This is a genomic window from Pseudomonas sp. GW821-FHT02B10 (assembly GCF_059421865.1).
This window is the reverse complement of the sequence record NZ_JBWKVU010000007.1, coordinates 116,249-130,934: the sequence shown is the minus strand read 5'-3', so window position 1 is coordinate 130,934 and position 14,686 is coordinate 116,249. Positions and strand designations below refer to the sequence as shown.

Genomic DNA, 14,686 nt, shown 5'->3' with positions numbered 1-14,686 from the left:
TTGGTGTTCAGCAAAGGTCTGGTCTGCTATTATCGCCAGCCTTTGTTGATACCAGTTCGCAATTTGCGCTGAAGCGGCCCAAGCCATGATTAAACAACGCACCCTGAAGAATATTATCCGTGCCACAGGTGTAGGCCTGCACTCCGGGGAGAAGGTTTACCTGACCCTCAAGCCTGCGCCTGTCGACACCGGCATTGTGTTTTGTCGTGCCGACCTGGACCCTGTGGTGCAGATTCCTGCTCGCGCGGAAAACGTTGGTGAGACCACTATGTCGACCACCCTGGTCAACGGTGACACCAAAGTGGACACGGTGGAGCACTTGCTCTCGGCCATGGCTGGCCTGGGCATCGATAACGCCTACGTCGAGCTCTCCGCGTCCGAAGTCCCGATCATGGATGGCAGCGCTGGACCCTTCGTATTCCTGATTCAATCTGCCGGCCTGGAAGAACAGGACGCAGCCAAGAAGTTCATCCGCATCCTTCGCGAGGTGACAGTGGAAGACGGCGACAAGCGCGCCACTTTCGTGCCTTTCGACGGTTTTAAAGTGAGCTTTGAGATCGATTTCGATCACCCGGTTTTCCGTGACCGCACCCAGAGTGCAAGCGTGGACTTTTCCAGCACTTCGTTCGTAAAAGAAGTCAGCCGCGCCCGTACCTTTGGTTTCATGAGTGATATCGAGTACCTGCGCAAGCACAACCTCGCACTCGGCGGCAGCGTGGAAAACGCCATCGTGGTCGACGCGGATGGTGTACTGAACGAGGACGGCCTTCGCTACGAAGACGAATTCGTGAAGCACAAGATCCTCGACGCAATTGGTGACCTCTACCTGCTGGGCAACAGCCTGATAGGTGAGTTCAAAGGCTTCAAGTCGGGCCATGCACTGAACAACCAGCTTCTGCGCAAGCTCATTGAGCAGAAAGACGCTTGGGAAGTCGTGACCTTCGAAGATGCCAGCACTGCACCGATCTCTTACATGCGTCCGGTTGCGGCCGTGTAAGTAACACTCTCTTTCCTTTAGTTTTTAAAGGCTGCCTTCGGGTGGCCTTTTTTTATGCCTGCAGATTGCTGCACGGCTGATGAGGTCACGGGACCCGTAGGAGCGAGGCTTACCCGCGATGAGGCCTTAACCTACCACCCGGTTTCGCCCTTCGGCCTTGGCCTGGTACAGCGCCTTGTCGGCCATCGAGCACAACGCTTCCAGGCTGGACTTCGGCGTGCCCGCCCAGGTGCTGAGGCCGATGCTGATGGTGATCGGCGAGGCGCCGTCCCGGATCGGCGGCAGGCGCTCGATCGCCAGGCGGATATGCTCGGCGATACGCCGGGCGCCTTCGTTATCGGTCTCCGGCAGGACCACGGCGAACTCTTCGCCGCCGTAGCGTGCGGCCAGGTCGCCGGGGCGCCGGATATTGTCACTGATCACCCGGGCCACGATGCGCAGGGCTTCATCGCCAAGCAGGTGGCCGTAGCGGTCGTTGAAGGCCTTGAAGTGATCCACGTCCAACATCAGCAGCGACAGGGCGCTGTGGGAGCGTTGCGCGCGTCCCCATTCGCGGGCCAGGGTCTGGTCCAGGCTGCGGCGGTTGTCCAGGCCGGTGAGAGCGTCAGTGGCGGCCAGTTGCGCGAGTTCCTGCTCGGCGCTCTGGCGGCGGCGCAATTCCCGGCAAAGCAGCCAGGTCAGCCACAACAGGCCCAGGCACAGCGCACCGGTGGCGCCGCCGACCACCAGGGCGGTGCGCTGCCAGGAGGCGAAGACTTCATTGCTGGAAAGCGCCACGATCACGATCAGCGGCAGGTCTCCGACCTGGGAGAAGGTATACAGGCGCGGCTGCTGGGTGCTGGACATGCCTTTGAAGCTGCCGTTCCCCTCGCGCAGGATGCGGATGAAATTGGGCCGTTGGCTGAAGTCCTGGCCGATCAGGTTGTCCGCTCGCGGTGGTTCCTGGGCCAGCAGGATACCGTCGCGACTGATCAGGTTGACCGAGCTGTCGCGGCCGACATTCAGGCTTTTGAACAATTGGCTGAAGTAGTCCAGGCGCATGGCCGCTTCGGCCACGCCGAGGAACTCCCCGCGCTCGCCGGACACCCGCCGGCTGAAACTGATGCGCCAATCCAGCTCGGGAGGGCGGGCGCGGAACGGTCGGCTGATCAGCATGCCCGGATCAGGGTTATTCACATGGGACTGGAAATACTCTCGGTCGGCAAAGTTGCCCTGGCGCGGTTCGACCGAGGCGGAGTCGGCAAGCACGTCGCCGCGCGAGTCGAGCAGCAGGATGTTGCCCTTGTAAGGGGCCGCGGTAGCCCGGTCGAACAGCGCCATATGGCGAATGGTCGGCGATACCTGTTTCAGGTCGTCGCGTTGCGAGGCGCTGATCAGGCCACGCAGGGATACGTCGTACAGCTCGACATTGCGCAGCACGTCGGCGTCGATCAATTGCACGATGTTGGAGGCCGCGCGGGTGGCGGCCATTTCGGCGCTGCCGCGTTCGCGAATCAGCAAGAAGGTCACGATGCTCAGGATGGAGATGACCATCAGTGAGCTTCCAAGAATCAGCATCCTTTCCGACCGGTTCAAAGTGGTCGTGTTGCGGGGTGTCGCACTACTCACACTCATGGTTCTGACTTCTGCGGTGTGTACGTTTCAGGGGTGTTTCCGGATGAAGCAAGCAGAGTTGCAGAGACCGATCGCGCCTGCGGGCGCATGTATAAATCGCAGACAAAAAAAAGGCCAGCAAAATGATGCTGGCCTTTTGCTTATTCGCGCTTAGAACACACTGAATGGGTAATCGACGATCACCCGGTATTCGTCGGTGTCATTGTCCAGCGCGCCATAACCGTTGCCGCCACGGTTGGTGGCCCACTGCAGGCGGACCGCCAGATCCTTGGCCTGGCCACCCTGCACCACGTACTTGAGGTCAAGGTCGCGTTCCCAGTGCCTGGCGTGCTCGCCGCCGGCGCTGTACCAGTTGGCGTAGCCACGGCTGTGCGGGTCGACCTTGGTCAGGTCCAGCTCGCCGCGCGAGTAGGAGAGCGCCGAAGTCAGGCCCGGCAGGCCAAGGCCGGCGAAGTCGTAGGCGTACTTGAGTTTCCACGAACGCTCGTTGGGGCCGTTGAAATCCGAATACTGCTGGGAGTTGTCCAGGTAGATGCTGTCACCCTGGTTGATGTAGTCGAACGGGGTGTTGCCATTCACCCGCTGGTAAGCGGCGGTGAGGCTATGGTGACCGATGCCCAGGGTGAAATGCAGGCTGTAGGTGTTGTTGTCGATGTCGCCCAGCAGCGCGTCGCCGGTGTCCTGGGTGTGATAGAAGTGCAAGCCCGGGTTCAGGGTCACCAGCTCGTTCAGCGCATAGCTGTAGTCGAGGTCGTAGTAGTACTGGTTCCAGATGTCCTTGAGTTCGGCGGCGTACAGGCTGCTGGTCAGCCCGGGCACGCCGCTCCAGGCCACGCCGGCCCAGTTCAGGTGGCGACTTTCGTCGCCATTCGCCAGTTTGCCGTAGGCCGTGTCGATACGTCGGCGGCCGCTCTGGTTATAGGGCTTGGTGAAGCTGGCCTGGCCGCCTTCGAGCAGCCAGCCGTCGAAGCTGTGGTTGGCCAGGCTGACCCCGCGGAAGGTCTGCGGCAGCATGCGGCTCTGGCCACCGGCGATCACCGGATTGTTGAGGAACAGATCGCCGGCCTTGAGCTCGGTGTCGAAGGCGCGGATTTTCAGGGTGGCGCCAGCCGTGGAAAACGAGGTCGGCGCTTTGCCGCTGCCATCGCTGACCGGCAGGATGCTCGAGCTGTCGGTGCCGCCACCGCCATCGAGTTTCAAGCCGAGCATGGCGTTGGCATCGAGGCCGAAACCGACAGTGCCCTGGGTATAACCCGACTCGAAGATCCCCAGGAAACCCTGGCCCCATTCGATATTGTCGGGAGCCTGCTGGTGGCGGTTGCGATTCATGTAGTAGTTGCGGGCGTTGAGCTTGAGGCTTGCGCCTTCGACGAAACCTTCGGGGCTGGCCTCGTCGGCGGCCTGGACACAGGGGGCGATAGTTGCAGCCATTGCAATGAACAACGGGCTGAGAGTTGAAGTGACCTTCACCGGTAAAAAGCTCCTTGGATGAATGATGACAGTTGTTATTGTCGATTCGGGTGTTTCTTGTTCTGGGTGAAACGAATGAAACAGTCAGTTCTATATGGCAAAAAAAAGCCGCTGTTATCAGCGGCTTTAAGACAACTTACTCCGGGGGGTAGAGCAGAGAAGTTGTCGAGGGAAACGAGTCGGTAGCAGGTGTCAGCTGTCCTTCTGAACGTCCGGCTGGCGTTGTTCCGCCGTGATCTCCTGCGGCTGCTTGCCGTTTTGTTGCTTGGCAGCCAGCGCTTCCTGGGCGTCCTGGAAGGCAGCGGCGCGTGCGGCGTTATGCGCGGCGAAAGTCTGCGATTCTTCGGCCATGGCCATAGGGGCCAAGAACAGGGAGGACAAAACAAAGGCGCTGGCAATACCCATACTGTTGGACATTTCTGAAGACCTTCTTGCAGAGCAAGTTCAAATTAGGTGCGACAAAAATATAACTTCAAGACGGCTGGAAAAAGCGCCGAACAGGATAATCACTGTTACGCCAAAAGCAATAGTTGACACCGCTTCTGTAGGGGCCAGACTTGCCGGCGATGGGGCTATGCGCTGTGCCTGATGCACCGCCATCGCGAGCAATCGACCGGCTGCTCCTACAGAGGAGAGGGAGAGCTCAGATCGGCAGGTAGAGGCCGAAGGTGTTCATGCCGTCATCGCTGCGCACGAACACGTCGCCGCCGTGCATCAGGGCGATGGCCTTGACGATCGCCAGCCCCAGGCCGTGGTTGGCGCCGCTGTTGCTGCGGGAGGCGTCGACCCGGTAGAAGCGCTCGAACAGCCGTGGCAGATGCTCGCGGGCGATGGCCTGGCCGGGGTTGCTCACGGCGATGGCCACCTGGTGTTCCTGCACATCGATTTGCACCCGGATCACCTGCCCGGGCTCGGTGTGCTGCACGGCGTTGCTCAGCAGGTTGATCAGCGCCCGGCGCAGGTGGGCGATCTCGATCTGCACCTGGGCATCGCCGCGCACCTCGACCTTGACCTGGGCGTCTTCGAGGATGAAGTCCAGGTAGTCCAGGGTGGTCGCCACTTCGCTGGCCAGGGAGGTGCTGGTGAGCTTGGTGGCCTTGCTGCCCTGGTCGGCGCTGGCCAGGAACAGCATGTCGTTGATGATCGAGCGCAGCCGTTCCAGCTCTTCGAGATTGGATTGCAGCACCTCGAAATAATGCTCGGCGGAACGCCCGCGGGTCAGCGCCACCTGGGTCTGGCCGATCAGGTTGGTCAGCGGCGAGCGCAGTTCGTGGGCGACGTCGGCATTGAAGGATTCCAGGCGCGAATAGGCTTGTTCCACTCGTTCCAGGGTCGAGTTGAACGAGTTGGCGAACTGCGTCAGCTCCGGCGGCAGCGACGACAGCTGCAGGCGTCCGGAAAGCCTCGGCGGGGCCAGGCGCTGGGCCTCTTCGGACAGCCCGATCAAGGGCTTGAGGCCGATGCGCGCCACCCAGTAGCCCAGCGCCGAGGCCAGCAGCACGCCGACGATGGCCAGGCTGATCAAGGCAATCAGCAGCTGGTGCTGGGTCTCGTAGAAGGTCTCGGTGTCGATGGCGATCAGAAAGCGCAGCGGCGGGCGCAGCTCCTTGGCCGGCAGCTGGCTGACCAGCACTTTCAGCGGATAGGGATGCCCGGGCAGGGTCAGGTCGCGCATGCCCAGCGGGCCCTGGGCGAAGCGGCGGATCTGCGGGTCGGGGTTGCCGTATTCGTAGGCGGGGTCGCCGCTGACCACCCAGAAACGGATGCGCTTGTCTTCTTCGCTGAGCAGCTTGAGCTTGTTGTTGATCTTGGCCCAGTGCTCCGGGTTGCCGAAGCGCGTCAGGGCCGACTCCAGCACGCTGTAGCGCGCATCCAGCTCGGCCTCGGGCAGCAGGCCCAGGCCCTTGTCCACCTGTTGATAGAGCGCGCCGCCGATCAGCAGGAACACCAGCAGGGCGACCAGGGTGAACAGCCCGCTCAGGCGCAGGGCAATCGAATTACGAGGCACCGCGGTTCTCCAGCACATACCCCATGCCGCGGATGGTGTGCAGCAGTTTCTGTTCGAACGGCCCGTCGAGCTTGGCCCGCAGGCGCTTGATCGCCACCTCGACGACGTTGGCGTCGCTGTCGAAGTTGATGTCCCAGACCATCTCGGCGATCGCGGTTTTCGACAGGATCTCGCCCTGGCGCCGGGCGAGCACACTGAGCAGCGAGAACTCCTTGGCGGTCAGGTCCAGGCGCGTGCCGGCGCGGCTGGCCTTGCGGCTGATCAGGTCGATCCACAGGTCGGCGATGCTGATCTGCACCGGTTCGTGGCCGCCGCTGCGGCGGGTCAGGGCCTGCAGGCGCGCCACCAGTTCGAGGAAGGAAAAGGGCTTGCCCAGGTAATCGTCGGCGCCATCGCGCAGGCCCTTGATGCGGTCTTCGACGCGCTCGCGGGCGGTGAGCATGATCACCGGCGTCTGCTTGCGCGCGCGCAGCGCCCGCAGCACGCCGAAGCCGTCGAGGCCGGGCAGCATCACGTCGAGCACGATCACCGCGTAGTCGCCTTCCAGCGCCAGGTGCAGGCCCTCGACACCGTCGCGCGCGAGGTCCACGGTGTAGCCTTGTTCGGTCAGGCCACGGTGCAGATAGTCCGCGGTTTTCTCTTCATCTTCGATAATCAGAACGCGCATGACCCCGCCTCAGGATGTGCTTGCCAGCGCTGGCGCTGGTGTGGGCCGATGGAATAGCCGCTCGAGCCACAAGTATATGACCGGAGTGGTGAACAGCGTCAGCGCCTGGCTCACCAGCAGGCCACCGACCACGGCGATCCCCAGCGGCTGGCGCAACTCGGCGCCGGCGCCATAGCCGAGCATCAGCGGCAAGGCACCGAGCAAAGCGGCGAGGGTGGTCATGATGATCGGCCGGAAACGGGTGATACAGGCCTGGTAGATCGCCTCCTGCGGCGACAGCCCGCCCTTGCGCTGGGCTTCGAGGGCGAAGTCGATCATCAGGATGCCGTTTTTCTTGACGATGCCGATCAGCAGCACCAGGCCGATCAGGGCCATGATCGAGAAGTCCTGGCCCAGCAGCCAGAGCATGATCAGTGCGCCAAGGCCGGCCGAGGGCAGGGTGGAAATGATCGTCAGCGGGTGGACGAAGCTCTCGTAGAGCACGCCGAGGATGATGTACACCGCCACCAGCGCCGCGAGGATCAGCCACGGCTGGCTGGCCAGGGAACTCTGGAAGGCCTGGGCCGCGCCCTGGAAATTGCCGGCGATGGAGGCGGGCATGCCGATCTGGTTTTTCGCCTGGTCGAGCATGATCACCGCGTCGCCCAGGGCCACGCCCGGCGCCAGGTTGAACGACAGGTTGGCGGCCGGGAACATGCCGTCGTGGGCGATGGACAACGGGCCGACGGTGGGCGGGTCGACCTTGGCCAGCGCCGACAGCGGCACCATCTCGCCACTCAGGGGCGAGCGCAGGTAGAAGTAATTCAGGCTCTCGGCCTTGCCGCGCTGCTGGGCGTCCAGTTCGAGGATCACGTTGTACTGGTTGGTCTCGGTCTGGAACTCATTGACCTGGCGCTGGCCGAAGGCGTCGTAGAGCGCTTCGTCGACATCGGTGGCGGTCAGGCCGAAACGCGCCGCGGCGCTGCGGTCGATGCTGATATGGGTGATGCTGCCGCCCAGTTGCAGGTCGTTGGACAGGTCGCGAAAGGCCGGGTTGGCCCGCAGTTTTTCCGTCAGGCGCTGGGTCCAGGTATTCAGCGTCGGCCCGTCGTTGCTCTTGAGCACGTACTGGTACTGGCTGCGGCTCGGCCCGGAGCTGAGGTTGATGTCCTGGCCGGCCCGCAGGTACAGGACGATACCCGGGACCTTGGCCAGCTGCGGGCGAATGCGGTCGATGAACTGGCTGGCGGAGACGTCCCGCTGGCCGCGGTCCTTGAGGGCGATCCAGAAGCGGCCGTTGGCGATGGTCTGGTTGTTGCCGGTGACGCCCACTGAGTGGGAGAAGGTTTCCACCGCCGGGTCGGCGCCGAGGATCTTCGCCAGGGCCAGGTGCTTTGCCACCATGTCCGGGTAGGAGATGTCGGCCGCCGCTTCGCTGGTGCCGAGCACGAAGCCGGTGTCCTGGACCGGGAAGAAACCCTTGGGAATGAACACATAGCCGGCGATGGCCAGGCCCAGGGTCAGGCCGAACAGGCCGAGCATCAGCCGTTGATGGGCCAGGGCTCGGCGCAGCCCGCGCTCGTAGAATGCCAGCAGGCGTTCGCCGAAGCCCGGGTGATTATGGGGATGATCAGTCGGCGCGCGCATGAACAGCGCCGCCAGGGTCGGCGCCAGGGTCAGCGACACCACCACGGAAATAAGGATGGTCGAGGTGGCGGTCAGGGCGAACTCCTTGAACAGTCGCCCGACCACGCCGCCCATGAACAACAGGGGAATGAATGCGGCGATCAGCGAGAAGCTGATGGACACCACGGTGAAGCCGATTTCGCCGGCGCCCTTGATCGCCGCCTCGCGCATGCCATCGCCGGCTTCCAGATGGCGATGGATGTTCTCCACCACGACAATCGCGTCGTCGACCACGAAGCCCACCGAGATCACGATGGCCACCAGGGTCAGGTTGTTCAGGCTTAAGCCCATCACATACATCAGCGCGAAGCTGGCCACCAGCGACACCCCGAGCACGCTGGAGACGATCAGCGTTGCCGACAGCTGGCGCAGGAACAGCGCCATCACCGCCACCACCAGCAGCACCGCGATCAGCAGGGTGATTTCCACTTCATGCAAGGACGCGCGGATGGTCTTGGTGCGGTCCGAGAGCACGGTCACGTCCACCGAGGCCGGCAGCATGGCCTCCAGGCGCGGCAACTCGCCCTGGATGCGGTCCACGGTGTCGACGATGTTGGCCCCCGGCTGGCGGAAGATCACCAGGTTGAGCCCCGGCTGGTCGTTGGACCAGGCCTGCACGTAGGCATTTTCCGGGCCGCTGATGACCCGGGCGACGTCCTTGAGCTGCACCGGCGCGCCGTTCTTGTAGGAGACGATCAACTGGCCGTAGTCATCGGGATGGAACAGCTGGTCGTTGGTCGACAGGGTCGAGATGCTGGACTCGCCATACAGCGCGCCCTTGGCCAGGTTGAGGCTGGCCTGCTGCAGGACGACGCGGATATCGGCCAGGGTCAGGCCGATGGCCGCCAGCCGGTCGGGCGAGGCCTGGACGCGGATCGCCGGGCGTTGCTGGCCGGTGATGTTGATCAGGCCGACACCGTCGATCTGGCTGATCTGCCGGGCCAGCAGGGTTTCCACGTAGTCGCTCAGTTCAGTGCCGGGCATCTGCGTGGAACTGATGCTGAGGATCAGCACCGGGCTGTCCGCCGGGTTGACCTTGCGCCAGGTGGGCAGGCTCGGCATGTCGTTGGGCAGCTTGCCCGAGGCGGTGTTGATCGCCGCCTGCACTTCCTGGGCGGCGGTGTCGATGCTCTTGTCGAGGGTGAATTGCAGGGTCAGGTTGGTCGAGCCCAGGGCGCTGCTGGAGGTCATCTGGGTCATGCCGGGGATGGCACTGAACTGCACCTCCAGCGGCGTGGCCACCGAGGAAGCCATGGTTTCCGGGCTGGCGCCGGGCAGCTGCGCGGTGACCTGGATGGTCGGGAACTCGGCTTCCGGCAGCGGCGCTATGGGCAGCCGGGGAAAGGCGATGGCGCCCAGCAGCACCAGGGCGAAGGTCAGCAGCAGGGTGGCGACCGGATGGTCGACGCACCAGGCGGAGATCGAGCCGTGGCCCTTCATGGCTGTGGCTCCGAGTTCGCCGCCTGGATCTGTTGCGGCGGTTCGCTGAGCACTTCGATATGTGAGCCGGCCTTGAGCCGCGACTGGCCGTCACTGACCAGCAGGTCGCCGGCTTGCACGCCCTTGATGATGTTCTGGCCGCTGTCCTGATAGACCATCTGCACCGGGACGATTTCCACCGTGTCGTCCTTGACCCGATACACGAAGTGTTTATCCAGGCCGCGTTGCACCACGCCGGGCGGTACCACCAGGGCGGCTTTTTCCACGGCGGTCTGGATCTTGATGGTCACCAGCTGGCCGGGCCAGAGCTTTTGCCCGGGGTTGCTGAATTCGGCCTTGGCGCGGATGGTCCCGGTGTTGGTGTCGATCTGGTTGTCGATCAGGCTCAGGTGACCTTCGCCCAGGCGCTCGCCCGTGTCGGAGTCGGTATCGGCGCCCAGGTAGGCGTCCACCGAGGCCGGGTGCTCGGCGGCCAGCAGGCCCTGCAAGGTCGGCAGCATCTGTTGCGGCAAGGAAAACGCGACCGCGATCGGGTCGATCTGGGTCACCGAGAACAGGCCCTGGGTATCGCTGGTGCGCAGGAAATTGCCTTCGTCGACGGTGCGGATGCCGACGCGGCCGGACACCGGCGAGCGGATCTGGGTATAGGACAGCTGCACCTGCGCCGCATCGATGGCGGCCTGGTTGCCCTGGACGCTGGCCTTGAGCTGGTTGACCAGCGCCTGCTGCTGGTCGTAGGTCTGCTTGGACACGCCGTCATCCACCGACAGCAGCTTGTAACGCTTGAGGTTGACCTGGGCCACTTGCAGTTGCGCCTGGTTTTCCGCCAGTTGCGCCCGGGCCTGATCGAGGCTGGCGCGGATCGAGCGGTCGTCGATGGTTGCCAGCAGGTCGCCGGCCTTGACCAACTGGCCTTCCTTGACCAGCAGCCGGGTGAGGATGCCGTCCACCTGGGGGCGAATCACCACGTTGTGCAGCGAAAGCACCGAGCCGATGCCACTGACATGCCGCGGCACATCCTGCTGGGCGACGCTGATCACCCGCACCGGCACCGCGGTCGGCGCCGCCAGCTTGGTGCTGGGTGGCTTGAGCAGGGACCACAGGCCAGCGGCGGCGAGAACGGCGAGCACGCCTGCGAGCACAAGGGTTGTTTTTCGATTACGCATGGACGCCAGCGCCGGGGGGCAAGGGGGACGGGAGGATGGCCAGAATCGATGGCCCCTTTATAGCCGGCCGACCCGGTCAGCAACGTGACGCCTGCCTGACAGCGCTGTCAGCAAAGGCCGACCGATGACCTTTGGCCGATGACGGTCGCGGCCGCTCAACGATCCGCAACGCGGGTATACTGCCGGCCTTCGCGGCCCGCTTCCCCGGGCCCGGCCTTTGCTTTTCACCCGGAGCTTCCATGACTACCCCAGCACAACCGCCTGTGTCCGACGCGCCCAGCGCCGACCAGGTCGACGACGCCAGCGCGCCTGGCGAAGGCAAGCCGGCGATCGCGCCGTTCAAGTTTCCGTTCAAGCCGTCCAAGTTCGCCCAGGCCAAGAATGCCCAGCAACCCTGGTACAAGAACGGCGCCACCAACGGCCACACCAAGACCCCAGGCGCGGCGCCGCCCGGCACCCGTCGCTCGATGGGCAAGCGCTGAGTCCAAGCTTCTGTAGCGGCTGCCGAAGGTTCGGGCCGCGCTCGGTCGATCGCGTCCGAAGGGAGCGCAAGATCTTGAGGTCGCCGAAGGCCTTCGGCCTTATCGCAGCCTGCGGCAGCGGCTACAAGTTCCGCGAATGCCGCGATATCCCAATCCGTGTAGCCGCTGCCGCAGTCTGCGTACGAGCGGCACGCTCGCAACGATTTGACGGACACCGGAGACTCTGCGGGTCAGCGGCAGGGCTTCATGCTGCCCGCAAGGAAATGAAGGCGTAGGTGAGCGGCGCCTCGGTCACCACCTGGGCCCCGGCGTCCTGCACTTGCCCGGCAATATCTTCACCGGATACATGGAACAACCACTCGCCGGCCGGCGCCGCCAGCGGTTGCGCCTGGACCCGCTCGATGGCTTCGGCCAGGGCGGCCATGTCCGGCAGGTAGGCGGTAAAGCCGTCGCCCTTGAGGGCGGTGGTGTGAATGCCCAGCAGTTGGCAGATGGCTTGTTTGCTGTGGATATCGTCGCGGTCGGCCTGGCGCGAGCGCTGGATCAGTTCGGCCAGTTCCCGGTCCACCAGTTCGCCACCGACGATCAGTTCCGGGCCTTTTTCCCAGGATTCGGGCGGGCAATCCTTGATCGCCGGGTTGAGCGGGATGTGCGGATTGATTTCCATCGGGTAGATACGGCACACCAGCGGCCGGCGCTCATAGATCCGGCACAGCTGGTCTTCGTCAAGATTCCGGCAGGGGCCGACGTTGTAGGCGGCGAAAGTGATTGCCACGTGGGCCTGGGCATTGCCGCTGGGCACCACGCAGGAGCGCCGTTCGGCGTGCTCGCGCTGCTGGGCTGGCAGCCCCAGGCCATTGCTCAGGAAGCCTTCCACCAGCACGATCACCTGGCCGCCATCCAGCGCCCACTGGCGGGCTTCGCCGAGGGTCAGGGGAACGTGATGATCGTTGCAGCACTTGCCGCAGCCTACGCAGGAAAAACGAGTATTCATTGAGCCGGCAGCCATAGTCGAAAGGCGGAAGCGGCGACGGAATGACTCACATCGCCCTCTAAATAGCGCTCTCGAAGCAAGTTATGCGCCAGTCACCGACCCTTGGCCTCGAGGGCGGGACGGATCGAATCCCACTCGGTGACGTGGGCGTTCTTGCGCTGTTTGTCGTACAGGCACAACTCGGTACCAATCTGGCCCTTCATGTGTTTTTGCGGGTACTGGCCCTGAAGCAGTAACGCGCTGTAGCCGACCCGGTCGTCGAACTGCGCGGCGTTGCCCAGCACTTTGACATTCTTCAACTGGCTGGCCTTGGTGCAACTGGCCCGTACCTGCTTGTCGAAGGTCGCCCAGGCGTCTGGGCTGGAGGCCTGGGCCTGGCTGGCGAGGAGGGCGGTGAGGCAGGCGAAGCTCAGGGACAGGGCTTTCATGGCGGGGCGCTCCTTCGTTCGCAGGTATGCGCAGGAGTATGCCTGAGACGCCGACAATGAAAATCGCTGTAGCCGCTGCCGCAGGCTCGGGCCGCGTTCGGACGATCGCCCGAAGGGGGCGCAAGGTTTTGAGATCGCTGAAGGCCTTCGGCCTTATCGCAGCCTGCGGCAGCGGCTACAGGGATTGCAGCAGGTCCTGCGGCAGCGGCTACAGGTTACAGCGGCGTGTGGGGAACCTGCTCACGGCGGATCGCGACCATGCCGACGCTGTCGTACAGCCCGCGGGCTCGCTGGTTGTCTTCCAGCACCCGCAGGTCGACAAAGGCTTCGCGGCGCTGGCGGAAGACCTCGAAGGCCTGCAGCAGCAAGGCCCGTCCCAGGCCCTGGCCGCGGGCCCGCGGATGCACCACCAGGTCCTTGATATAGGCGCTGGTCCAGCACTGGATCACCCCGACGACGCCCTCGGCATCCTGCGCCACCAGGCACAGTTGCGGGTCGTATTCGGCGTCGCTTTCGAAACGCTGGCGCCAGCTATCCAGCTCCGGCACGCGCCCGCCGCCGTCCTGGTAGCCGAGGTGCATCAGGCCATGCACCGCTGCGGCCAGCTCCGGCCGATAGCTGTCGAGGCTGAAGGCGGCTGGCCAACTGGCGGGATTCGATTGCCCGGTCAGGTCGCGGCGCATTAGCAGGCAATAGTCGTCGGCCACGGCTCAGGCGCTCTGGGCGGCGACATGACGGGCCGCTTCGATCAGGCAGCGGGTCAGGTCCGGCGAGGAAAACTTGGTCAGCACCGCGTTGGCGCCGGCCAGGCGGGCCTTTTCCGCGTTCATGGCGCTGTCCAGGGAGGTATGCAGCAAGACGTAGAGGTGGGCGAAGTCCGGGGTCTCGCGCAGGGTGCGGGTCAGGGCGTAACCGTCCATCTCCGACATCTCGATGTCCGAGACGATCAGGTTGATCTCCTGGGCGGTGCCTTGCAGGTCCAGCAGGCAGTCGATGGCCTCCTTGGCGCTGCGCGCGGTGTGGCATTGCAGGCCGAGGTTACGCAGGGTATGCACCGACTGCTGCAGGGCCACCTGGCTGTCGTCGACCACCAGGATCCGCGCATTCCCCAGCAGTTCGGCGTCTTGCATGCTCAGCTCGGTCGGCGCGGTTTCGATCTGCGCCGGGGCGATGCCATGGATGACTTTCTCGATGTCCAGCACCTGCACCAGGGTGCCGTCGACCTGGGTGACCCCAGTGATGTAGGACTTGACCCCGCCGGAGCCATAGGGCGGCGGGCGGATATCGGTGGTCAGGCAATGCACGATCTTGCTCACCGCCTGCACATGCAGGCCCTGCTTGGAGCGGCTGACGTCGGTGACGATCAGGCAGCCGCCCTCCGGGTCTTCCAGCGGCCGTTCGCCGATGGCCCGGCTCAGGTCGATGACCGACAGCGAATTGCCGCGCAGGGTGGCGATGCCTTTCACGTGCGGGTGCGATTCCGGCAGTTTGGTCAGCGGTGGGCAGGGAATGATTTCACTGACTTTGAGCAGGTTGATCGCCATCAGCTTGCCGCTGCGCAAGGTGAACAGCAGAAGCGAAAGAGAGTCTGCGCGGGCTTTGTTGGAAGACATAGAAACCTTCTGTGGAAAAAGGTGGTTCGCGCCATGGGCCGCGAACAGCTAGCGATAACGGGTTATCGACGCGCAAAGGGCTGGCTTTAGGCTTAATCCCAATATCCGCGACCCGCGCAATCCGTAGCCGCTGCCGAAGGCT

13 protein-coding genes are annotated in these 14,686 nt (G+C 63.9%); 2 read left to right on the top strand and 11 right to left on the bottom strand.

Annotation, left to right across the window (positions count from 1 at the left end):
- The first annotated feature begins 85 nt into the window (after positions 1-85).
- Positions 86-997 carry a UDP-3-O-acyl-N-acetylglucosamine deacetylase gene (gene lpxC / locus AC07VU_RS16980; protein ID WP_009045509.1) on the top strand — a complete coding sequence of 304 codons (912 nt, stop codon included), beginning with the start codon at positions 86-88 and terminating at the stop codon, positions 995-997.
- 126 nt (positions 998-1,123) lie between these two features.
- Here lpxC and AC07VU_RS16975 read toward each other — a convergent pair whose 3' ends face one another.
- The 7 genes from AC07VU_RS16975 to AC07VU_RS16945 all read right to left on the bottom strand — a co-directional run bounded on the left by AC07VU_RS16975 (position 1,124) and on the right by AC07VU_RS16945 (position 11,027).
- Entirely contained in the window at positions 1,124-2,611 is a 1,488-nt protein-coding gene (locus AC07VU_RS16975; protein WP_495030177.1) for a diguanylate cyclase, read from the bottom strand.
- A 150-nt stretch (positions 2,612-2,761) separates the two neighbouring features.
- Positions 2,762-4,042, bottom strand: a complete 1,281-nt coding sequence (locus AC07VU_RS16970) for an OprD family porin (protein ID WP_495030204.1) — start codon at positions 4,040-4,042, stop codon at positions 2,762-2,764.
- A gap of 231 nt (positions 4,043-4,273) precedes the next feature.
- Complete coding sequence (locus AC07VU_RS16965) at positions 4,274-4,498, bottom strand: hypothetical protein (RefSeq protein ID WP_053262556.1); 225 nt, start codon at positions 4,496-4,498, stop codon at positions 4,274-4,276.
- 226 nt (positions 4,499-4,724) lie between these two features.
- On the bottom strand, positions 4,725-6,089 hold the full coding sequence (locus AC07VU_RS16960) for a heavy metal sensor histidine kinase (RefSeq protein ID WP_495030176.1): 1,365 nt from the start codon (positions 6,087-6,089) through the stop codon (positions 4,725-4,727).
- Positions 6,079-6,756: a heavy metal response regulator transcription factor gene (locus AC07VU_RS16955; protein WP_007922121.1), complete on the bottom strand. Its 678-nt coding sequence runs from the start codon at positions 6,754-6,756 to the stop codon at positions 6,079-6,081. Before AC07VU_RS16955 ends, AC07VU_RS16960 begins: the two co-directional genes overlap by 11 nt.
- A 9-nt stretch (positions 6,757-6,765) precedes the next feature.
- The gene (locus tag AC07VU_RS16950) at positions 6,766-9,861 is read right to left on the bottom strand and encodes a multidrug efflux RND transporter permease subunit (RefSeq protein ID WP_495030175.1); all 3,096 of its coding nucleotides are present in this window, start codon (positions 9,859-9,861) and stop codon (positions 6,766-6,768) included.
- Positions 9,858-11,027 (bottom strand): efflux RND transporter periplasmic adaptor subunit, encoded by a 1,170-nt coding sequence (locus AC07VU_RS16945; protein ID WP_495030174.1) that lies wholly within the window; start codon positions 11,025-11,027, stop codon positions 9,858-9,860. Before AC07VU_RS16945 ends, AC07VU_RS16950 begins: the two co-directional genes overlap by 4 nt.
- A gap of 239 nt (positions 11,028-11,266) precedes the next feature.
- On the opposite strand from AC07VU_RS16945, the gene AC07VU_RS16940 reads away from it, so the two are divergent.
- A complete protein-coding gene (locus AC07VU_RS16940) occupies positions 11,267-11,509 on the top strand; it encodes a hypothetical protein (RefSeq protein WP_495030173.1) in 243 nt (80 codons plus the stop codon).
- Between the two features lie 244 nt (positions 11,510-11,753).
- Here AC07VU_RS16940 and AC07VU_RS16935 read toward each other — a convergent pair whose 3' ends face one another.
- The 4 genes from AC07VU_RS16935 to AC07VU_RS16920 form a co-directional block, all read right to left on the bottom strand.
- On the bottom strand, positions 11,754-12,503 hold the full coding sequence (locus AC07VU_RS16935; protein WP_277589562.1) for a YkgJ family cysteine cluster protein: 750 nt from the start codon (positions 12,501-12,503) through the stop codon (positions 11,754-11,756).
- 92 nt (positions 12,504-12,595) lie between these two features.
- Entirely contained in the window at positions 12,596-12,931 is a 336-nt protein-coding gene (locus tag AC07VU_RS16930; protein WP_274304567.1) for a hypothetical protein, read from the bottom strand.
- A gap of 215 nt (positions 12,932-13,146) precedes the next feature.
- Positions 13,147-13,638 carry a GNAT family N-acetyltransferase gene (locus AC07VU_RS16925; RefSeq protein ID WP_457274839.1) on the bottom strand — a complete coding sequence of 164 codons (492 nt, stop codon included), beginning with the start codon at positions 13,636-13,638 and terminating at the stop codon, positions 13,147-13,149.
- A gap of 3 nt (positions 13,639-13,641) precedes the next feature.
- On the bottom strand, positions 13,642-14,544 hold the full coding sequence (locus AC07VU_RS16920; protein ID WP_009045497.1) for a chemotaxis protein CheV: 903 nt from the start codon (positions 14,542-14,544) through the stop codon (positions 13,642-13,644).
- Positions 14,545-14,686 lie beyond the last annotated feature (142 nt).